The organism is Serratia sp. (in: enterobacteria) (assembly GCF_046715635.1).
In the GTDB taxonomy this organism is placed as follows: Bacteria; Pseudomonadota; Gammaproteobacteria; order Enterobacterales; family Enterobacteriaceae; genus Chania.
Genome location: NZ_JBKJYW010000317.1, coordinates 33,714 through 55,022 on the forward strand (window position 1 = coordinate 33,714; position 21,309 = coordinate 55,022).

The window sequence follows — 21,309 nt, forward strand, 5'->3', positions numbered from 1 at the left end:
AATTAATTAAAATTATTGACTGAGTTAATTAATGGATAAAATAGTTACCTATCTTGTCGCTATCGGCATGGTCATTCTGGGGAAAGCTGTCTGTATTAAGCATCAGGGCCGTCTTGCATTCGTGTGACGATATCAAGTTGCCATTGTTATAGACCCGCAGGCCATAAAACTCTTCTTTCCCGGTATCTTTACTTAACAGCACATAATCGTAAGTGCCTTTGTTAAATCGAATATAATGGGCTGCCCCCATGCCCAGCGGGGTGTAATAATGAAAAGCCTTGACGCCGAACAACCCTTCGACCAACTCCAGTTCTTGCCGGTCATTTTTACCCGAATAGGTGTAGCGGTAATCCTGCCCTTCAGCGGCATACACGCTCACCGTTTTACCGTTACCCAACGTACAGAAGGCATTGACGGTGTGATCCACCGGGGTACGGGTCGGAGGTGGTGTCGTAACAGTCGTTGAGGGCGAAGTGCGGTCATTATTAATGGCATAACCGACAGTTCCGTCTGAGGCAATTTCCACATCAACATCTGAAGTGACCCCAGTAGCCGGATTGAACGTGGTGTAACGCAGCATGCGCATCATCTGACCGTTTACGTCTTGATCTGGGCGGTGTATCTGTTCCCACGCCATGTCACTCAGGTCGGTGCCGGGATGGGAGAGAAGATAGGTGGATTGAGCACGCTCCAGTGCCTGGTCATAAATTTCCGGGGTCAGTGTGTCCAGAGAAGGCGTGATGGCCGCACTTTTCCTGCTACTCTCGACTGCCTGGCGACGCTGTTCGTGGATGGCATTGACTTCTTCTTCAGTGTGCCTTGCTGCCAAAGCAGACTGTTGTCGTTCGTCATTCTCACGTTTTGCTTTGGCTTTGGCCTCTAGCGCTTCCCTCTTCATATCCTCTTGGTAACGCTTCATCTCTTCATTGGCCTTGATATCGTAAGGTGTAGATTCTGTCGGAACGAACCGACTTTGTTTTTGCCACTGCCCGTGTTCATCCTGTTTGTAACCCATTCTCGCCATATCCTGCCGGTAGGCCTCCTGTGGATCAAAATCAGCGACTTTCTGATTAATAATCGAAGCGCAGGTGCTAGCAAATCCTGAAGTATCAATCTCAAACTGTGTCCCGAACGTGGATATCGGCACACTGTCGTTCTTCTTCAGCATGGAAATAACCGCCGCAATATCCTTGGTGGTCAGGATGATCTGTATCGCACGGTACTGGGTTTGGCCTGTGCAGTACGCACTGGAGGGATAGCTCGTCTGGTTGAATACCACGTTACTGCCGGTCATCGGGAACTCGCCCCGTCCGTTACAGTTGGGTGCATGTTCAATGACCCCAATGGTGCCGGGTTTGATGCGCACCGTAAACTGGCCATCCTGACTTTGGGTCTGGCAAAAGCCATCAGCAATCTGCCAGTGACCTGCATGGGCCGCGAGGGAAGTGACCAGTAACGCGGTGGTAATGACACTATTTTTGATGTTCATATTCTTCTCCATAAGGGGCAATCAACATCCTGGCAATCGGATTGCCTGCAATATCAATAGGTAAATGCACGCAGTACGTCGTTCATCAATGGGAGGGCGATAGCACGTCCTGAAGTGAGAGCGCTGATGCCTTCACTGTATTTTTCAGGGAGACGAAACCGAGGGGGGGTAGTACAGGTCTAGAACTTCCCGCACATGCGTTTTATCTCCCTACAGCCTTTCACCCTCAGCCCTGTTTTTACAATCACATTGTTTTAATTGAATTTCCCCCTTCTCTATCGACCTGGCCATTGCTGGCTTCTCTTAATATTCACACTCATTATGATCGATTTCAACGATCGATATTTGATTATTGATCGATTAAAGTGATCAATGTTAATCTGTAGGGCGGCTACCAGCCCTGTTATAGACAGGCATAGCAATGCAGAAATAGGGGCTGAGATGAGCTCATGATGGTCAAGATTGGCCGTGATGATTGAGAGCAACAGGTGCTACATGAGAACGCTGCTAATCCGTTCGTAGAGGCGGTAAAAAACACTGACTCAGTGGCGTAGTAAGCATGGAAAAGTGAAGCACCAGGGAAACTATCATTTATTTCATGCAGTTAATGACTGATAAACGAGGGATCAAAATGAAACGTGAGACAAAAGCCATTGCAGCGACAGGTACAGGAGCTGCTGTTGGTGCAACGGGAGGTGTCGGTGCCGTTGCCGCATTGGGTACCGCTGGATTAGGGGCTACGGGTATCACTTCTGGTCTGGCGGCAGTGGGCAGCATCGTTGGCGGTGGTATGGCGGCAGGGATTGGAGTCGTTGCTGCTGCCCCGCTTGCCTGCGGCGCCCTCGGGTATGGCCTGTATCGGTGGTTAAAAAACTGAGGAGCAGAAACAACCTGAGCATCAGCCAAAGACACTTGATTATAAAAATGATGAAGTGTCTTTTTTTATTTACGTATGCGAATCCCTGTATCAACCAAACAACCGATCCCACAAACGTATCGCCAGCCGCACCAGTTTTCGCCGTAACCGCCTCAATAACACCGTAAGTCCCGATGGCAAAGAAAGTGGGTCAATCACGGAATCAAACACCTTACCTGCCGCTTCACCGAAATCCTGACGCACCGCCGTTTCGTTATCGATGCTTTGGTATTCCGTTCTGAGTTGGCGATAAACCGCACTACTCGCTTGTGACGGTAAAGCGTGAACCATAAGCGAGACCAACGCAGGCAGGTTGTAACCGGTACGTGCAGAAACCGCCATCACAGGGAAAGAAGAAGGCAACTGGCTGGCAACCTGTGTGCTGACCACCGCCATTGACAATAACTGTGTTGCAGAGGGAGTTGCCTGCGCTTCATCCCATTCATGTGCGGGGGGAATGCGATCCGCCTGACTCAGCACGAACAAGAAGCGTGAGGGATCAGCCCCGTGATCGAGCAAAGCCCGGTAAGTTGCTATATCCACGGCACGAGCGCGTTCATCTGCACGCAGCACCCAGATAATTAGATCCAGCTCTGCCAGCAGATCGCGGTAAAGCGTCAGGTATTCTGCGTCGTATTCGGGAGTTTCACCCACACCGGGTAAATCCACTAGGGTCATGTTACGATCGCCTACGGAAAGCACCAGGCGCTGGGGTTCACGGGTGCAGGCGGTCAGATCGCTGGTCAGGCAAACGGGCTGTTGAAACAGGGCATTGCAGAGTGAGCTCTTACCGGCTCCACTTTTGCCCATGATGCCAATCACGGGTTCGTAGTGAATAACCTGCTGCAAATGGGTAAGGATGCGGTCTGTCGCCTGTTGGGGTAGTAGCGTGAGGCAGGTACGTAGCGTCTCGGCAGATACTTGCGAGATGGGGGTTTGTGGCATAATTAACTCCTGTGAAAAACGATGCCGGAGACTTTTCATCCGGTTCTTCACACAGGTAATATGGGTGTGAGATTTTCTGGAATGCGGGGTAGTTGTCAGAATGGAAAAAGAAAATGAAAGTCAACGACAACAAGATCTTCAAGAGGATAAAACTGAAGCCAAAGTCCGGTCTGTAAAGGGAAGCAGAGCCTGGCTTAACACTCAGGAAATGCTGAGACGAAGGGGTAAACTTAACTCTTGCATATCGGCATCTCCAGACGAAGCAGATAATGAAAAAAACATTGAGGTGCCAACACTTGATTTTGATACGGTTCGCCATCTTTATTGCCTACAACTGGCGGTGGGGCAAATAAAGAGCGTTGACGGTTTTTCATCTTGGGTAGAAATTTGCGAACTTCAAAGACCTTTTCCACTGATGGTTTCATTACCGACTTCACACATCATTGTTCCTAAACTCATCAGACGTAAAGCACATGCTTTTCTGCAAACTATTACCACAAGGTCTGATATTCCCGTTTGTAAAACACAAAGTTTATATTCTACGCTGACCCAATCCTATAAAACAAAAAAACGTGCAGATGAAATGATCGCAAGATTTCCATTAACACGAAATGAAATGGAGCGCGATCCTAATTTGGATACAATGGTATATCGCAGTATTGGATTAGGTAGAGCCCCTTCGTTCACTCTTTTATTACTGGAATGTAATCGACTTGGGTACAAAGAACAGTACGATGTGCTGTGTCACCTGCTAAGAATAATTACTGACGATAAGCAACTCAGGATGTTGGGTGATGCTCTTTTTTTCTCACTTTTGTACCAAAGCGGCGAAGAGGATTTATTTTCTTCTTTCTTTAATGGCTTTTATAAAACAAGAACTATAAAACAAAATCCTGGTAACAAAGAATCAAACACCAACTCTGTTGTTGATAAATGGAGGGCTCAGCAGTATGTCTTTATCAATCAATTTATTAATAACATCTATGATAATTTCCTCTTTGATTCGGATAAACGGAGAAAAATAAGAGCCAGTTCTGCGCAGAAAAAACCATGAGTCGTGCTTTTCCCTACTGACAGTGAAGTTAAATTCAGCATTGAGTTGCTCGAGAAAATGCCAGATTTTCGCTTGGCACTTCATTACTGCAATCTAATACCCACTTAGTTCACACAGAGTATTAATTTTTATTATTGTACCTTGAGTACTCGTCTAATATTAGTTTCTCAAGAAACTTATTTATCCTAGTATCTTTTTCCTCTGTCATTTTCACTAGCGCTTTTTTGGCTTTTTGCGATATTTCAGCATTCAGCCCAGCCTTTTTATTTCCGGCCGCAATTTTCTCTCTACGTTTAGTTTGCAAGAAATTTTTATAGACTTCTTCAATAATTGCTTTTTTGGTATTAATGTCACGTGAGTCACCATATGAAATATAGTTATCTATCGCTCCAATAATAGCTAGGCGACGCTCATTATTATCTACCGGTCTAAATTCATTAAGAATACAGTTTTCGAATCCATTTTTCTTAAGCAAATGGTCCCAAATCCCATCAAGTTCTGACTCACTCTTTTTATTCAGCCATTGGACTCTCCTGACCGGATATATAACATTCGCCCAGATAGAGCGAGTGGCTGTAAGAAGATTACGAGCAGTTATAGAATCACTTTGTTTTTCCAGAGCATTAAAGAAATCTATAATAATACGACTTCTCTCTACTGTGCTACAGGCCTCGTTAGGAAGTCGAAAATATTCGTAGAGAATATCGCCATCTGATAATTCCCTCCCCCATTCCGATGAGTTCCTCTGAGATATATAAATAAATGTCAGATTGTTTTTTTTAGGCAGGGTTTTTAAGAGTAACCAAACCCAAAAAATAGCGCGTTCATTTGCATTTCCCTTTAGCCATTTGAAATCTGCAGGCACCAGCCTGTCTTTCTTCATTTTTTCGTTGATGTATTCAAACGTTGAAGATTCAGCGACCCGGTTGAGTTTTCGAACAAACTCATTGTCATCAGATAAATCAGGTGATGGTACAGAATTCTCGCCCTCAGTACCCACACCTTGCTGGGGGTTCAGAGAGCCATCGGTAGATGAAGTACTTTGAACACCCTTCTCATAAAAATGATTATCATTATCTTTCATAGTATCACCATAGGTACCGGAAGCAACGGATATCAAAAGACGACAAATACAGAGTTAACACAAAACAAAGCATTGTCAACAAATATTTAAACAAGATTAAAAACAGACGAAAAAAAGCATCTAAAAAGATTAAAAACAGAAGATAGTAAAATAACTTACTTTACGTAAACAGGGCATGTGAATTAGTATTTAACATACCTTGTGCAGCGTTATTTTTATGAAAAAAGTACGTTAACACTTAATGTTTTGTTGATTGCACTTGGATACCATAATGTCCAGCCATGCCAACAGTGACGAACAAAGATTGATTAGCCCACTCTCGACGATTGGTGTCCGCGACATGTACCAGGCATAGATACCTTTGATTTGGGGGAGTTAAAGCGACAACCCACGCGTTAGTTTGGGGCCAGTGTCACCCACCGAACCAAAACTCAGTAACCGTTTGGCCCCCTAACCACTGTCGAGTGCCTACTCCTCATAGCAAGAGTATTTTGGCCACAATGGAGCAATGATGGCCGCGCCAGACTGAAACTAAGTAGCCTAGCCATAAGTCAATTCCAGAGTTTATATGTGCCCGTTTAGCTGGAACTTCTCAAATAATAAGTATCTTTTTACATTCAGTGACATGGTATGAGGTAGATAACGGTTCCCCAACCAATGGCAACCAACATCGATCTCCCGAGGCAACAAGCCAACACCAAACTTACGGGAGCAATACCATGACTCACAAGACTGACTCAGCACCAACCAATGAGACTGATACCGATGAAAAAAACGCCATTCCTTTGTTGAGCGATAAAATGGTCGATATGACCTTCATCACGGAATTTACCGGGTTAAGTGACAAATGGTTCTACAAGCTCATCAAGGACGGAGCATTCCCCAAGCCGATTAAGCTCGGGCGAAGTTCGCGCTGGCTTAAAAGCGAAGTGGAAGCCTGGATGCTGGAGCGTATTGAGAGTTCAAGGGGGAAGATAAATCGAGGGGATTTTTTATTATCTTATGAGAGCTAACTTGAGAGTAATATTTCATTCAAATATTGATTGAATCATCATCTACAAGGTGTGATTTCGGTGTAAAAACACAAAAGTAATGTCGGTAATAGTAATATATACAATCAGTTGGTTAGTTTGACCTACGTGTAGTTAGATACTCTTCCACTTAGTTCATCTGATACCTCGATTGACTTACAGCATACCCACTTCCTAGCGATTAAAACCAAACAACACGCATCCATCATGACACAGCAGATCTTGTTCTGAGGATGAGCTGTAGTCTTCATTCACCCCGAAAGGAACTTAATCATGTTTAGCCCTAGCTTTCTCGATCATCGCCATGGTCCTCTGAACGATAACTATCTGGAGAAATTAGAGTTTATCATTAACAATGCCCTGGCTGATCATCCTCGAACATTCGCTGTTCGTGCTGATCTACGGCTCTCCCCTACTTGGTTTAACAACGATATGCCCCCCTGTAATCCTAACCTATCTCCTGACCTGATGACCCGTTTCATACGATCGCTGATGGCTAAGATCGAAAGCTATCGTCAGCGATTAACAAAACAGGGCAAACGGACTTATCCCTGTACGTTACGTTATTACTGGGTAAGGGAAATTGAAACGTTAGATTACCCGCATTACCACACCCTCCTGTTCTTCAACAAAGATCTCTTCTGGCAATTGGGGCGTTTTGATCCGGCAAGCCAGGATTTGAGCGCCATGATCCAGCAGGCATGGCTAAGCGCATTAGGGTTACATGGTTACGATGAATACCGTGCATTGGTGCATTTCCCTGACAATCCGACTTACGTGCTGGATCGTAGCAAGCCTGATTTCGATGATCACTACAAGGCATTCGTATTCCGAGCCAGTTATCTTGCCAAAGATCGTAGCAAGGTTTACAGCGCATCGGATCGGTCAATCGGGTACAGCCAAAAGTAATTTATGACAGTGCAAGCCAATGCTTTGAGCAGAAGTTCCATTGCGTCTGCTACGGCATACCTTCTCTCAGTTCAACAACAGGGCTCTTTATGAAACAAATACCCGCGAAAATGGCTATTAACGAATATGGTTACCTGATAAATGCGACCGATGAGATCAGGTTCCCTTACTTATGGTCATTCTACTGTTTTCATTGCAGTTGCCCGGTGGAACTGATACTTGGTCAGGGCGATCAGCCTGCGCATTTCATCCACGATCTCGAGCAATTGACTGAGGCAGCCATCGAGATTTGCCCCAACATCGAGAAACCACGCTCAGCATGAAGGTTCGTATTCCCCGATTACAGCCTACAGATAACAAAAATTGACACAATGATATGAGCAACAACAACTACCACTAACACCCTTTCGCGTAATGGCCGTACCACACAGAGCCAACTGAAAAAACTCACATTCGACGACCCCAAGCCTTACTCAATTCCGCCTCGCGATCCCTGCTTCATGCGATGTTCTCTGAACATGTCGTAGGGCCCGCGCTTCACATTGCTCAGACAAGGAAACTCACATGCAAAAGATCAACGCCATCAATCCAGTTAGCGCTGCCACCCGCTGGATATGTACTCAATGCCATCGACAATACACAGGTGCCAAACCCTGCTCTTTTTGCCACAGCGCCCTATTCAGCGTACCCGTTGGCTCCCAGAGTAGGCCTGATAACAGATGGCAATGTTGATGAGAGCTCTTCTTCCCCCCACTCAACTCGACAAACACGGCATCAAACACACGCTTCAAGCTGCCATTGATCATTATCCGAGGCTGATCGCATTACGGGTCACACTACGCTTACCCGATCCTTCAACTCAGCCCCTCAACACGCTGATAACCCGGTTTCACGCTGCTTTACTCCAGTTGATCAACGTATTTATCGACAGCCGCCAATCAGCAGGTAAAACAGCACCGCCGACACAAATCAGCCTATTGTGGGGTGTTGAGGGCGATAGCGATAGCGTTATCCCGATACTGTTGTTGTTGAACCAGGATACGTTCTACAGCGTCCGCCATGACCCTTCGTTACAGACGCAAATCGATACCATGAATGTACTCATCAGCAAAGCCTGGTCATCAGCTACCGATCCGTCTAACGAGTGGGTACAAACTTTGCTGCCGGAAACCATTTACATCCAGGTTGCCCGTGGTGAACCCGATACCTACCCATCCCAGTATGCTGCGCTTAGCAACAAAGCGATGCAGTTATCTTCCGTTGTACGCACTACCCGATAAACCACCGATTATTAACCAACTGCGTCACCCCGCTCGTTGACCTGATTTCATTCATTCCCCTTCGATAGCACGACTTTCTGCCCACCCTTGGGGCGCGTAAGCTCGTGCGGAGAACCAACATGATGTACGCAAAATCCTTTATGGCATTGGACGGCAATGATCATATGACCGGGGCCAGAACCGCACAGTCTGCACCTTACGACTGCTACCGTTGCCATGTTTGCGACAGCGCGATGACGTTCCATCCGGAATATCACACGGAACGCCCCTGGTTTGAACATCGGCAGAACGCGTTAACCGCCCGAGGCCAATACTGCCCCTACGTCAAACCTGAGCGTTCAGAAATAAAGCGTATCAAGCTACTACGTCGCTATGTACCTGATGCAAGGCCTATCGTCCAAAAAGCTAACTGGTGCTGCGCGGGTTGTAACACTGAGTATCACGGAGAGCGCTATTGCCTGATTTGCCATACCAGTGAGCACAGTATCGAAGTTCTGACTGATTGATCACTGTGACGTCCATCTCTCTACACGGAGGCACACTATGCAATTTAAAAAACTGCGCGAAACTTGCACTATTCACGTAGTGATCTTCCTCAAAATTGCTGTTATCGCCTAACATCGTGCACTTGGCTGTCGTCCTGTCGACCGACAACGCAAAGACCACCTGTCATTGCTCAACTTGGCAAGCCCTCTCTTGAGTATTATTCCTGCCTGCAGTGTCAACTGAACTATGTGGGATTAAAAACCTGCCCATATTGCAAAGATCATATCTACACCACCGAAGTCAGCTTGCGGGGTACGTGCTCTTAAGGTATTCAACAAGCTGATAAATAACCCCGAGTATTTGCTGTTGCCACCGACGTAACTGATTTTTCCCGTGCCACTGTGTAATGCACCGACCAGATAGTATTTTTCGTTCCGCCCCGGCGTAACAACTTGTATTTGTTGGCAACGAAGTTGTGAATCAGCGCCAATTTTGGGATTGAGGTGGATATCCACTTCATCCTCGTAAAATACTGGATGCTCAGCGCTGCACAGGGCAAGAGTCTCAGCGATAACTGCCATTTTCTCTTCTTTATGTGGGTCCCTAATACGCAGTGTGGGTGTAGCTCTTCGCCAGACCAATCCAGCCGAGGGAAGCCACCGGCGAACCGTCGATGCGTGCAAACTACAACCTGTTATCTCATTGATTTTTATTGCTAACAACTCAGTGCTCCAGCGAGAACACTGATAACTGATTCGGTGGCAATATCTAGATACTGACGATCTCGTTCCGAAGAAGCCAGCGTTTGACGGTTTTTTATGGAAGGAATCGTGCGAGATTGAGTCGCCCCCACCAGCCAAACTTCAGGAGAAACTGTGTAGATCACTTTTTTTCAATGATTTAACTGCTAGTCTCATCAGTTGGCTAACATGCTTTTATGCCTGTGATCAATGAAGGTGCTTGATTTCCCAGCCGATGAGGATCATGCTCAGAGCCATGAAAATAGAACTGACGGCTGAACAACGGATCGCCCTGAAAATGCCGCACAAGAGAAGCAGAGACCCGCGTGTACGTGACCGAATTCGATGCGTTCACCTTGCCGCTGATAGCTGGACTACAACCACAATCGCCAAATCACAGTTGATTGATGAAACAACGGTTCGCAGTCATGTGAATGACTGGCTTAACGAAGAAAAACTTAAGCCCGAAAATGGCGGTTCTGACAGCCATCTCAGCAAGGAACAGACAGCAGAACTTATCTCCTATCTGACGGATAATCTTCTTACCTACGCAGACTATCATTGGGAGATTGGGAGGATTGATGAGTGGTGGGGTATCCGTTACACCGTACCCGGCATGAACAAGTGGCTGTACCGTAACCACTTTAGCTACTTCAAGTTAACCGCGTATATACGGAAAAGCTGTAGATTTCAGTTAACCATCAACGAAAGGCCAGATAACAGGCTACAAATCTAGCGGAGTATGTTTTCTTATGCGGTTTGATATTATCGATTTACGTTTGTTTCTGAATGTTCATAAAGCAGGGAGCATTACTGGCGGTGCTGAGTTGTCAAATATTACCTTACAGTCGGCCAGCGGACGTATTCGTGGCATGGAAAGTGAGCTCGGCGTCCCACTGTTTAGCCGCTCAAGAAGAGGAGTGGTGCTTTCAGATGCGGGATACGTGCTGGTTAGCCACGCCAATATTGTGTTGCAACAAGTGGATCACATGCGCAGTGAATTGCATCAGTATGGCAAAGGGCTACGTGGACACATCAATCTGCTGTGCAATTCATCGGCACAGAGCGAATTTCTGCCTAGGCTGATTGGCCCTTATTTGCTCAGCAAGCCAAATATTTCCGTCTCCGTTAAAGAGATGCTCAGTTATGACATTGTCGCGGCCATTAAAAATCAAACGGCCAATTTGGGTATCGTTGCTGATTCAGCACAGTTAAACGGGTTAGTCTCGTTACCATTTCGTGATGATGAACTAGTGGTATTTGCACCTTGCAATAACCGTTGGCGAGATATCGAAAGCACGAGTTTTGCAGAAATTATCACGGCTGAATTTATCGGATTATCCGAAGGTAGCGCACTTCAGGAGCATCTCGAAGAACATGCCAAAAACCTGGGGCATCGCCTTAACTACCGAGTTCGCATGGTGACGTTTGATGCCGTTATGCAAGTGGTCAATAGTGGTGTCGGTATCGCGATTATCCCAAGGCATGCCGCCATGCGTTATGAAGCGAACCATCGCAGTAAAATTATCCGGTTGTCTGAAAGTTGGGCTGACCGTAAGCTGATCATCTGCGCACGGGACTTTTCCGATCTACCTGGCTATGTAAAAGAGTTTGTTGATTTCCTTGTGCAATATCCGGCTGATTATTTAAGCGCCATATAGGCTCCCAGCGCGATCAGTCCGATAAAAAAACAGCGTCGGAAAGTGACTTCACTGAACACCTTACGCAAGTATTGGCCAATATACATCCCTATAACTGCAGGAATTAACGCAATGGAGGACAAATAATAATCAACCTGTTCCAGTTTATTATCCAGTGACAGATGTATTGCCAATGCAACAGTCGATGCCGTAAAGGCCAAACCGAGAGCCTGAACTAGGTCATTTTTATTTAATTGGAGTGATTGCAGGTAAGGTACTGCCGGGATAACAAAAACACCCGTTGCTGCGGTAATTGCACCGGTAATATAACCCACTAGCGGTGAGAGCCACTTTTCGGACTTACCCGGAGACGGGAGTTTTTTAGCAACAAGCCCCCAAAAACCATATATGATAAGAACAATACCCAGCGCTGCTTCTGTCCATGACGATGTAGACGTTAATCCAGGTAAGATACTAAATAACGTGCCAATAAAGATGCCCGCAATAAATCCCCATAGCCTTTTTATCAGGATAAGAAATGCTGGGCCGATGAATAATTGCCATATGTTTGTCACTAATGAAGGAATGATTAACAAACCAGCCGCGCTGACAGGTGGCATGACGACTGTCAATAATCCCATTGATATCGTCGGCAATCCCAGACCTATAACGCCTTTTACAATCCCAGCCAGTAGGAATACGGATATAATCGCAATCACTTTAACCCTCTACTTATATGGCATCATTATTTACATCTCTGACAACAAGGATATTAAGTAGAGCGGCAAATCCTGTACATGAGTATTTAACTGAGGGTGTATCAATAAAAAACTGATTTAATATCTCTTGGGATATACGTGAGACTGCGTAACTCAATTTAAATAGCTCAACCAAGGGTTTTCTGATGAGATCGGCGAAAATAATTTAGTGAAAACATTTTTTAACGACTAATATACCTACTCCAAAAGCGATAACTTCGGAGTCATGTGTTATGAAATCAACGATCAGCCCACAGTTCTCCAAATCATTGTCTGATGCTAATGATATTGCACAATGGTTACGCAACAGCGCATCTGAAAGGGATCAAACCCGTCATCTCAGCACAGAACAGGTGGATGCCTACGCAGCTTCCGGACTTTGGGCGGTGACAGTTCCCAGAGAGCATGGTGGTTTAGACTTAGGCTATAAGGCCCTCAGCCAAATCACGCGTCTCATTGCAGCTGCCGATCCCTCGATTGCACAAATTCCCCGTAGTCATTTTCATATAGTTGATCTCCTCAATGCCGTTGCCACCCCTTCTCAGAAAAAGTTTTTCTTTGGTGAAATCCTGGCAGGCAAGAAGTTTGCCCAGGCAGCTTCGGAAATCGGTGGTAAAAATGCAGCCAATATTCAGACAACGCTGACTGAGGAAAGCGGGAGCTGGCGGCTGAATGGCAAAAAATTTTACGCGACGGGCTGCATACACGCAGATTGGATAGGGATTGTCGCCAAAGGTGATTTCGGCATATTCATGCATGCATTTGTCCCAAAAGATGCACCGGGAATGGAGATAAAAACCGACTGGTCGGGCTTTGGCCAAAAAGTGACGGCGAGCGGCACCGTATTGCTGGATAACGTCGTGGTTAACGAGGAACATATTATTCCATTTACCGAAGCGTTTCTTGGCAACTATCCGATAGGTGCAGCCTCTCAGCTGATCCATGCATCCATTGATGTCGGAATAGCGCGGGAATCCATCGACGAGGCGATAAAATATATCAAGCAAACAGCCCGCCCGTGGATTGACAGCGGTACCGCGCAGGCGAGTGATGACCCCTATCTTATTTCGGGGATCGGCGATCTCGAAATCCACTATGCCGCCGCTTGCGCGATGTTGGATCAGGTGGCTGGAGAGCTGGACGAAACGGACATCAACACCGATGGCGAGCTTGCCCAACTTTCCGTGCGCGTGGGGATTGCCAAGGTGCTGGCAAGTGAAATTGCCATATTGGCCAGTAATAAGCTTTTCGAGTTTGCAGGCGCTGGCTCGACCAGAGAATCACTCAATTTACACCGCCACTGGCGCAATGCCCGCACGCATACGCTGCACGATCCGGTACGCTGGAAGGTCAATGCCATCGGCCAGTTCTATTTAAATGATGTCTATCCCAAACGCCATAACTACATTTAACAATTATGAAACATTCGGCATGGCGATAGATAACGATGCGTCAAAAACCCTCAGCCATGCCGGTGCTCAGAAATGATACGGCGATGAATAAATGAGCTAAGATATTCATAACGTTGCTCCTCCACCGCTCCATTGCGAAACCCATTTTCATGCGCCCGTTGCATCCGCGCCATCTCGCCTCAAACAAAATCACAATAACCAATTGATATTAAATAATTTATTTTATTGGTTGGTTTTTTTGGGGTGACAGCATCAGTTAAATACTGATGTACATCAGTTAAGGAAAAACGTTAGGATATCGAATGTAAATTAAATGTTAAATTCATTAATTAACCTGTTCCGTATTTAGCTTCAATGGAGATAATCGGGATGCCTGCAACAGGAGTTGCTTCAAGAATGAACCACGGGTTTGGACAGAATCATTGGTTTACAACGGCCAGAGAAGCACGGCCAGATGATTCGGTGCTCTATTGCCTGGCTCATGCAGGAGGCAACGCAGAGGATTACCTGCACTGGCAGTCTGGATTATCGAACGATCTGCTTATGAAGGCGGTTATATTGCCTGGAACCGGTCGCCGCTACGCTGAGGATTATCCGGCGGATATCAATACGCTGACAGATACTATTGCTGCTGCGATTGCGCAGGAAGCTGATAAGACGTTTTATCTCTTCGGTCACAGCATGGGGGCAATACTCGCTTGGGAGGTCGCAAAAAAACTGCGCACCTCAGCCAATGGATTACTTATTTCCGCCAGCCTCAGCCCAACGGAAATCCCCTCACCTCGCATCGTTAAAATGGCTGAAATGGACAACCATACGTTTATTCAGGAAGTTGCCTATTTCAACGGCATTGATGCGAATCTCGCGCATAATTCATTGATTAATGACATTGTCTCTGAAAAATTAAAGCGCGATTTCAAGCTGATCAGTGGATACCGCCATCAATACTCTGCGCCGATCGGTACCCCAATCATGGCTATCGTTGGTGAAAATGATGCCCATGTCCCGCTCGAGAGCCTATTGAAATGGCAAGCGCACACTCAGTATTTCCTTGGCGCAAAGCAGGTATCCGGCAATCATTTTTATTTTAACGATTATCCAGAAATCATTATTAATGCCATCGATGAGATGATTCGACAAAGTCGAAAAAAAATCGATGATAATTCCATCTTTATATAGATATACGTTTGCTGAGGTTATTTATGTTTACGGCGAATGCGTCACCCGATAATTCTGGCCAATATCAAAAGGCGGAACGATTCAAAAAATTGCATACCGCGGGTTCGTCCTTCGTGATGCCGAACCCTTGGGATCGTGGAACCGCGATTTTGATGCAGAACGCCGGGTTTAAGGCAATCGGGACAACCAGTGCCGGGCTGGCATTTTCTCTCGGCAAACTGGATCGGGCACAGTCCGTAACGCTTGAAGAAACGCTGGAAAATGCTCGTGATCTGGTTGAAGCGACGCAGCTTCCCGTATCCATCGATCTGGAGGATGGCTTCGGCGAAAGCGCTGACGCCATCATGCAGACTATCCGTGCCGCCGCGAATAGCGGTGCCGTCGGCGGATCGATTGAAGATTACAGTAGCGATTTGGCGCACCCGATCCGGGATTTTGCGATATCGGTGGCCCGCGTAGAAGCGGCGGTGGAAGCGGCAAAGCGCTTACCTTTTCCCTTCACCGTGACCGCGCGGGCGGAGAATTTCCTCTATGGCGTCCACGATCTTAAGGACACGATCGCGCGCCTCAAGGCATACCGTGACGCCGGTGCCGATGTGCTTTACGCCCCGGCCTTACCGGACGCCGAATCGATCAGGGCGGTGTGCCTGGCCATAGACGCCCCGGTGAACGTACTGCTGGGTGCGGGTAATCGTCTATCCGTGACGGAGTTGTTCGCCTTAGGGGTGACCCGCGTCAGCCTGGGTTCTGCTTTGTCGCGCGCCGCTCTGGGCGGATTCGTCACGGCACTTCAGGAATTACAGCAGCATGGCACCTGCCAGTTCCTCGATCGCGCCGTCGGCTATTTTGACGTAGCCAAGCTTCTTGAAAGCGGAGATCTCCCGTGCTGAACGTTGACGTAACCCCACAGAGCAAGTTACTGGCTGCGCATTATGTGCTGGGTGAGCAAAAGCTTGCCTGGCATGAGCTGGCGGATCATCAGGTCAGGGCAAAACAGTTTGCGATGCCGCTGCAGGCGGATTTATGGGGCTGGGGGAATATATACCAAACGACCAGCTCCATCACGGAGATGGCGATAAAAACGGCCCGGATGACGCTTGCCGAGGCGGGTTACACAGGGCAGGACATCGATACGACGATCGTTTGCAGTTCCTCGTTACAAAGCGGTACGGAGGCGCATCAACGCTTTTTGGCCGAGTTCGCCACTATGCTGCAATTGGAACAGTCAGAGATCATCGGCGTATCCCTCGGGCGTTGCACGAATTTGCTGAAAGGGATCCATCTGGCCCACAGCCTGATCCAGAGCACTCAAGCCAGACGGATATTAATCATCACCTGCGACGCCATCAGCGATGAACAACTGCGGATGGAGAACTTCGCACTGTTCTCCGATGGTGCCGCCAGTTGCCTGATTTGCCATGCCGACGACGCGCCTTTGCAGGGGAACATGCTGATTGCCAGCGGCGGGCGGCAAAACCATAGCCAACTGCATCAGGGGCTGTCCGCCGGGTTGGTAAAAGCAGTAAATCAGGACTTGTTTTCGTCTGCGGGCATCACGCTCAGTGATATCACCCGTCTGTTTCACAGCAACGTTTATCTCCCACTGTGTCAATTGAATGAAATGCAGGCTGGTTATCAACAGACGCAGCTTTATACCGACAATATTCCGCGTTTCGGCCATTGCTTTGCCGCCGATCCGCTGATCAATTTTATTGATGCCTGCAATGACGGGATCGTAAGTGACACTGCGTTATGCCAGTTGGCGGTAAGCATCCCCGGAGCCAGAGCCTCATTGTTACTGCGAAAAGGAATCGCCTGATGTCTTTCTCATTCACCGATTACACCACCTCGTTGCCCGATGAAAAATTTCATTTTTCGCCCGCTGCCCATGCCGCGCTGATCGCGCTACGTAACAGCACGGACGTAAATGAGCTTTATAACAACCTGGTCGGCGACCTTGAAAGCGAAACACAACAACTTCTGGCCTTGCAGTTGATCCAGACATTCCTGGCCGCGCAACCGTTGTCGTCGCACTGGGAACGTGCCGCTTTTGAGGCGTATATCAACGGGGCGAAAGCCACACTGGCGCAATCCGCAGCTAGGCTACTCCGGTCTGATGAACAAGACAAAAACATACTGCTGAAGCAGCGGGCACTGCTTTCAATGCTGGCCGGATGCTGGCTTGACCGGGTTTCTCAACCTGCCACCGAACCCGCCGCCGTGGTGAACCTGCTAAATGCTCATAACTTTATGGTGAAGGGCTTCGGAGAACTTGATCACGGCCAGCAACAGCAGCGCCAGCGCCGCTTTGCCGCGTTAGGCATCACCATTCCTTTTTGTGGCGTTCCTAGTGTGCCAGTACAGCTGCAAAGCACTGAGCTGACGCTCTGGCAGGCCCTATTTTGGCTGGCCTTTTCCCGCTTGCCCGCAAGCTACCTGCCAGAAATCGCCGGTATTCATTTTGCTTATTACTCGCTCGGTTTCGATGACGCACTACTGGAAATGCCGCCGTCGTTAACTTGCGGTGAGTGCGTAACGCTGCTGGAGGGCTGGATAAGCGCCTGCCATAACTCGGTGAACGGCCAGGAGGATCTGCAACGGTTTTATCGTGCGGCCAGCCTGGCGACGGAGCTTGAACTGAGCCATGCCAGCATGCTGCTGACGCAACAAGAGCAGCTTGCTGCCCGAACGCTTGACGATCGCATGGCCGAGGTCATGGTGCGTCATTTTCCTTTCGCAGGGAAACAGCACCAACTGATCATGTTGGAGAAAAAAGCGCTGAGCCAATGGAGCGTCGATGACGTGGCCGAGATGACGGCGTTCTTGACCGCCTTTAAACGCTCACCGTACTTACGGCAAACCAACGAAAAGTCGAAGGGTTGCCGTTTCATGCATGCTATCCGTTTTGGCGGTGCCATGTTTGGCATTTTCAACCAGCGTGAAGCTGAAATCATAGCTGGTTGGATTGCCGACGCCCAACAGCATGAGCGCGAAATTACATTGAGCCAGTTCCAGGAGCCGGGTGATGCGCAGGCGGCCGTCTGGTGTGAGCACTTCCGTTGCGCCCGCATTGAGTCGCTGCTCATCCTTGAAACGGTGCCACTGTTACCGGAAGCCCGCACGCTGTTTTACCGCCTCGTGAACATTGAGCATTATGCCAACCATCTTAATGCGCTCAAACAACGGACTATGGACACGCTGCAACAAGCCCAGGCGCTGTTTGCCTGCGGTCAGCGGGGACGTTACACCGATGCCAGTGAGTTCGATTACAGCCCAGAGGCACTGCGGGCGCGGATGGATGAGATTTACTGGCAAAAACTGGTTAATCCCCTGGAGCGGCTGGCGACCCTACCCGATCGTGAAAGCGTGATCTTCAACCAGAAACTGATGGCGCTGGGCAGCATGATTGACGGTGCCTGGGCTCATCGCTTCGGCAGCGTGTTGCGCAGTCAGAGCCGCAGCGACGGCATGATGCTGGCCATTTATGCGGATGAGATGGGGCGCGGCGACGTGGAAAAAAATCATATCACCCTGATCCTGCGTGTGTTGCACAGCATGGGGATTACGCTCCCACATATCCGCGACCCTGAATTCTGCCACCAGCAGGAATTGCCGGATATCTACGACTTCTCCCTGCACCAGTTGGGCATGTCCCTGTTCCCGGATTCATTCTATGAAGAGCTACTGGGCTACAACTTGGGGATTGAAATGCTGGGGCTAGGTGAAATGCGTACGCACGAGATCCAGAAGCTACGTCGTTACGGTTTCGATACCGTTTACGAGGAAGCCCACCTGACCATCGACAACTTTTCTGCCGGACACGCCCGGCAATCCGTTGATTTGATTATCGCCTATATGGAAGACCTGCCGCCAAATATGACGCCGGATGAACGTCAGCAACGCTGGCGGCGGATATGGCGAGGTTATGCTTCTTTCTCATGGTTCCTTGAGACAGACCTGAAAAATGGGGCGTCTGCCACTGAGACATATAGCGAAGTATTGATTTGATTACCTTTTTAACGTTTATGTAAGGAAGCACAGTGAATCAATGTATTAGCCATGATCCGACGCAACTGTCGATGCCGTTCTTCACCGCCGAGCACCAGCATTATGTGCAGAAACTGGATCTGTGGTGCCAGCAACAGAGTGAAATTCTGCAGTCGTTGCGCCGCCTGCCGGTAGCGGAACAGGGCCGACAGATGCTGCATCTGCTGGGGCAAGCCGGATGGCTTGACCACCTGGAGGATCATGACAATGCGGCGTTAAACGATGCGCGCACGCTCTGTTTATCCCGCCAAACGCTGGCCTACTTCGACGATCTGCTCGACTTCGCCTGGTCGATTCAATCTCTCAGTGCCAGCGTGATCCAGCGCTACGGCAATGATGCGCAGCGCCAGCACTACCTGCCAGGGTTAGCGCGCGGAGAGCGCATTGCGGCATTCGCGTTATCCGAACCACAGGCCGGAACCGATATCGCCGCGTTGACGCTGAACGCACAACGCAGCGAAGGCGGCTGGCGATTAAACGGAGAAAAGGCGTGGATTGCCCAAGGGGATATTGCCAGCGATATCATCGTTATTGCCCGTACCGGTGAAGGGCCAGGCCCGCTGGGGCTGAGCGCCTTCATCGTCGATGCTTCTGCGCGTGGCGTCAGCGCTCAACCTGTCGATGCTATCGCACCGCGTTCATGGTCACATCTGCGTTTCAACGAGGTTTGGGTGCCGCAGGAAAACCTGTTAGGCCAACCGGGGCAAGGATTTATTATTGCTCTGGACATTCTCGACCGCTTCCGCATGACGGTAGCTAGCGCGGCGGTGGGATTCGCTCGTCGTGCGGCAGATATCGCATTGCGCCATGCCGCGCAACGTAAAATCTACCGGGGCCGCCTGCTGGATCTGCAGCTAACCCAGGCTACGCTGGCCAAGATGGACATTTCACTTTCCGCAGCAACTCTGCTGACCGCCAAGGCCGCCTGGCAACTCGATGCGGGCAAACCGTTCGCACGGGATTCAGCCGCCGCTAAATATTTCGCCAGCGAGCAAGCCTGCCAAATCGTCGATAGCGCGCTGCAACTTCTCGGGGCGGCGGGCATGGTGGCTGGCAGTCAACTAGAATGCCTATATCGGCAAATCCGGCCACTACGCATTTACGAAGGTGCTTCCGAAGCGCTGCTGATGAATATCGCCTCATCCCTGGATACACAACGGGCCATTAACCGGGAGGATTTATCGTGAGCAGCTCACTTAACCCACTCAGCGCTATCGAGCATGAGTCACCATGGGAATATTATGCACAATTAACGCGTGAAAAACCGGTGTATTTTGACAGCGCCCTTCAGCTCTGGGTCGTCAGCGATGCAGCATCGACAGATGCGGTACTCAACGATCCGACCTTGCAGGTACGCCCCGCTTCTCAGCCTGTACCGCCGGGCATTGTCGGCACCCCCGCTGGCGAGGTCTTTAGCCAACTGGTTCGCATGCGCGAAGGAGAATATCAGCAACAGTTGAAGAGCATCATCATCCAGGCTCTGTCTACCGCCGACTTGGCCTATGTGCGGCAACTGGCCGAACAGCAGGCGCGGCGTGCGCTAGAAGATGGTGAGGAAATCAATAGCTGGATGTTCTCGGTGCCTGCGGCTGTCGTCGCCAGTTTGTGCGGATTCATGCCGCAGAATGTGCCGGATATTGTCGCGCTGATCGCCGAATTCGTATTGTGCATTCCCGCCAGCGCCACACCGGAACACCAGCAGCGCGCCAGCCTCGCCGCCGGGAAACTACTAGCTCTGTTTTCCAAGGAGATCGCTCAAGCGCCTAAAGGTGCTCTGCTGGCAGAGCTGCTGCATTGCGCGAATGAGCGCGGCTGGTCGCAACAAGCCCCCTTGATTGCCAATGCCGTTGGTTTCTTGTCGCAAACCTATGACGCAACCGCCGGGCTCATCGGCAATGCATTGCTGCTGGCGCAGCGCTATCCCGATCAGTGGCAACGCGAGCCTGCTGACAGGTTCATCAAAGAAGCCGTGCGTTATGCCTCGCCGATACAGAACACCCGTCGTTTCGCAACCCAGAGCGTAACGCTTTGCGGGCACCAGATTGCACCAGGCGACACGGTGTTGCTGCTGCTGGCGGCGGCGAATCGCGATCCTGTCCGCTTCCCACAGCCTCATGCTTTCCAACCTGCGCGGAACCATGCGGCCTGTTATTCCTTTAGCGGTGGCCGCCATCGTTGCCCTGGCACCGACATCGCTCAAGCCATTACCCACGGCATGCTCGTGGCGCTGGACGCATGCATGCCGGATTGGCAGCACCATTTACGTCAGCGCCGTTATCTGCCTTCGGGCAATGCCCGCATTCCTGAATTCTTGCTTTCCAAGACTAACTGAGGCCACC

General features: G+C 49.1%; 20 protein-coding genes and 1 pseudogene. 16 read left to right on the forward strand and 5 right to left on the reverse strand.

Annotated elements, in window-relative coordinates:
• Positions 1 to 28: 28 nt before the first annotated feature.
• The gene (locus ACLQ7H_RS16500; protein WP_411753601.1) at positions 29 to 1,489 is read right to left on the reverse strand and encodes a hypothetical protein; all 1,461 of its coding nucleotides are present in this window, start codon (positions 1,487 to 1,489) and stop codon (positions 29 to 31) included.
• Positions 1,490 to 2,120: 631 nt separating this feature from the next.
• Here ACLQ7H_RS16500 and ACLQ7H_RS16505 point away from each other — a divergent pair.
• Entirely contained in the window at positions 2,121 to 2,366 is a 246-nt protein-coding gene (locus tag ACLQ7H_RS16505; protein ID WP_261161288.1) for a hypothetical protein, read from the forward strand.
• 90 nt (positions 2,367 to 2,456) lie between these two features.
• Here the strand turns inward: ACLQ7H_RS16505 and ACLQ7H_RS16510 are convergent, their stop codons facing one another.
• Positions 2,457 to 3,350 (reverse strand): GTPase family protein, encoded by an 894-nt coding sequence (locus tag ACLQ7H_RS16510; RefSeq protein WP_411753602.1) that lies wholly within the window; start codon positions 3,348 to 3,350, stop codon positions 2,457 to 2,459.
• Between the two features lie 100 nt (positions 3,351 to 3,450).
• On the opposite strand from ACLQ7H_RS16510, the gene ACLQ7H_RS16515 reads away from it, so the two are divergent.
• Positions 3,451 to 4,404, forward strand: coding sequence for a hypothetical protein (locus ACLQ7H_RS16515; RefSeq protein WP_411753603.1), 954 nt, complete (start codon positions 3,451 to 3,453; stop codon positions 4,402 to 4,404).
• Positions 4,405 to 4,525: 121 nt separating this feature from the next.
• Here the strand turns inward: ACLQ7H_RS16515 and ACLQ7H_RS16520 are convergent, their stop codons facing one another.
• The gene (locus ACLQ7H_RS16520; protein ID WP_411753604.1) at positions 4,526 to 5,488 is read right to left on the reverse strand and encodes a hypothetical protein; all 963 of its coding nucleotides are present in this window, start codon (positions 5,486 to 5,488) and stop codon (positions 4,526 to 4,528) included.
• Between the two features lie 800 nt (positions 5,489 to 6,288).
• Here ACLQ7H_RS16520 and ACLQ7H_RS16525 point away from each other — a divergent pair.
• From ACLQ7H_RS16525 to ACLQ7H_RS16545, 5 genes are all read left to right on the forward strand, one after another.
• Positions 6,289 to 6,501 carry a helix-turn-helix transcriptional regulator gene (locus ACLQ7H_RS16525; protein ID WP_411753664.1) on the forward strand — a complete coding sequence of 71 codons (213 nt, stop codon included), beginning with the start codon at positions 6,289 to 6,291 and terminating at the stop codon, positions 6,499 to 6,501.
• Positions 6,502 to 6,792: 291 nt separating this feature from the next.
• Entirely contained in the window at positions 6,793 to 7,428 is a 636-nt protein-coding gene (locus tag ACLQ7H_RS16530; protein ID WP_411753605.1) for an inovirus Gp2 family protein, read from the forward strand.
• Between the two features lie 89 nt (positions 7,429 to 7,517).
• Positions 7,518 to 7,751 (forward strand): hypothetical protein, encoded by a 234-nt coding sequence (locus tag ACLQ7H_RS16535; RefSeq protein WP_411753606.1) that lies wholly within the window; start codon positions 7,518 to 7,520, stop codon positions 7,749 to 7,751.
• 408 nt (positions 7,752 to 8,159) lie between these two features.
• Positions 8,160 to 8,708, forward strand: a complete 549-nt coding sequence (locus ACLQ7H_RS16540) for an inovirus-type Gp2 protein (protein ID WP_411753607.1) — start codon at positions 8,160 to 8,162, stop codon at positions 8,706 to 8,708.
• A 122-nt stretch (positions 8,709 to 8,830) separates the two neighbouring features.
• Entirely contained in the window at positions 8,831 to 9,214 is a 384-nt protein-coding gene (locus ACLQ7H_RS16545; RefSeq protein ID WP_411753665.1) for a putative zinc ribbon protein, read from the forward strand.
• 297 nt (positions 9,215 to 9,511) lie between these two features.
• On the opposite strand, the pseudogene ACLQ7H_RS16550 reads toward ACLQ7H_RS16545, so the two are convergent.
• A pseudogene (locus tag ACLQ7H_RS16550) lies at positions 9,512 to 9,943 on the reverse strand (winged helix-turn-helix domain-containing protein); the annotation flags it as partial.
• 247 nt (positions 9,944 to 10,190) lie between these two features.
• Between ACLQ7H_RS16550 and ACLQ7H_RS16555 the strand changes: the two are divergent.
• Positions 10,191 to 10,670, forward strand: a complete 480-nt coding sequence (locus tag ACLQ7H_RS16555) for a helix-turn-helix domain-containing protein (RefSeq protein ID WP_411753608.1) — start codon at positions 10,191 to 10,193, stop codon at positions 10,668 to 10,670.
• Positions 10,671 to 10,686: 16 nt separating this feature from the next.
• Positions 10,687 to 11,595: a LysR substrate-binding domain-containing protein gene (locus ACLQ7H_RS16560; RefSeq protein WP_411753609.1), complete on the forward strand. Its 909-nt coding sequence runs from the start codon at positions 10,687 to 10,689 to the stop codon at positions 11,593 to 11,595.
• On the opposite strand, the gene ACLQ7H_RS16565 is transcribed toward ACLQ7H_RS16560, so the two are convergent.
• On the reverse strand, positions 11,577 to 12,293 hold the full coding sequence (locus tag ACLQ7H_RS16565; protein WP_411753610.1) for a sulfite exporter TauE/SafE family protein: 717 nt from the start codon (positions 12,291 to 12,293) through the stop codon (positions 11,577 to 11,579). The two genes, ACLQ7H_RS16560 and ACLQ7H_RS16565, sit on opposite strands and share 19 nt — an antisense overlap.
• Before the next feature lie 272 nt (positions 12,294 to 12,565).
• Between ACLQ7H_RS16565 and ACLQ7H_RS16570 the strand changes: the two genes are divergently transcribed.
• The 7 genes from ACLQ7H_RS16570 to ACLQ7H_RS16600 all read left to right on the forward strand — a co-directional run bounded on the left by ACLQ7H_RS16570 (position 12,566) and on the right by ACLQ7H_RS16600 (position 21,302).
• Positions 12,566 to 13,744 (forward strand): SfnB family sulfur acquisition oxidoreductase, encoded by a 1,179-nt coding sequence (locus tag ACLQ7H_RS16570; RefSeq protein ID WP_411753611.1) that lies wholly within the window; start codon positions 12,566 to 12,568, stop codon positions 13,742 to 13,744.
• A gap of 369 nt (positions 13,745 to 14,113) precedes the next feature.
• Positions 14,114 to 14,923 carry a thioesterase II family protein gene (locus tag ACLQ7H_RS16575; protein WP_411753612.1) on the forward strand — a complete coding sequence of 270 codons (810 nt, stop codon included), beginning with the start codon at positions 14,114 to 14,116 and terminating at the stop codon, positions 14,921 to 14,923.
• 23 nt (positions 14,924 to 14,946) lie between these two features.
• Positions 14,947 to 15,813 carry an isocitrate lyase/phosphoenolpyruvate mutase family protein gene (locus ACLQ7H_RS16580; protein WP_127377362.1) on the forward strand — a complete coding sequence of 289 codons (867 nt, stop codon included), beginning with the start codon at positions 14,947 to 14,949 and terminating at the stop codon, positions 15,811 to 15,813.
• Complete coding sequence (locus tag ACLQ7H_RS16585) at positions 15,807 to 16,742, forward strand: hypothetical protein (RefSeq protein ID WP_411753613.1); 936 nt, start codon at positions 15,807 to 15,809, stop codon at positions 16,740 to 16,742. Before ACLQ7H_RS16580 ends, ACLQ7H_RS16585 begins: the two co-directional genes overlap by 7 nt.
• A complete protein-coding gene (locus ACLQ7H_RS16590) occupies positions 16,742 to 18,931 on the forward strand; it encodes an iron-containing redox enzyme family protein (RefSeq protein WP_411753614.1) in 2,190 nt (729 codons plus the stop codon). The genes ACLQ7H_RS16585 and ACLQ7H_RS16590 overlap by 1 nt, the downstream gene beginning before the upstream one ends.
• 32 nt (positions 18,932 to 18,963) lie before the next feature.
• Positions 18,964 to 20,157, forward strand: coding sequence for an acyl-CoA dehydrogenase family protein (locus ACLQ7H_RS16595; protein WP_411753615.1), 1,194 nt, complete (start codon positions 18,964 to 18,966; stop codon positions 20,155 to 20,157).
• Positions 20,154 to 21,302: a cytochrome P450 gene (locus ACLQ7H_RS16600; RefSeq protein ID WP_411753616.1), complete on the forward strand. Its 1,149-nt coding sequence runs from the start codon at positions 20,154 to 20,156 to the stop codon at positions 21,300 to 21,302. The genes ACLQ7H_RS16595 and ACLQ7H_RS16600 overlap by 4 nt, the downstream gene beginning before the upstream one ends.
• Positions 21,303 to 21,309: the final 7 nt, after the last annotated feature.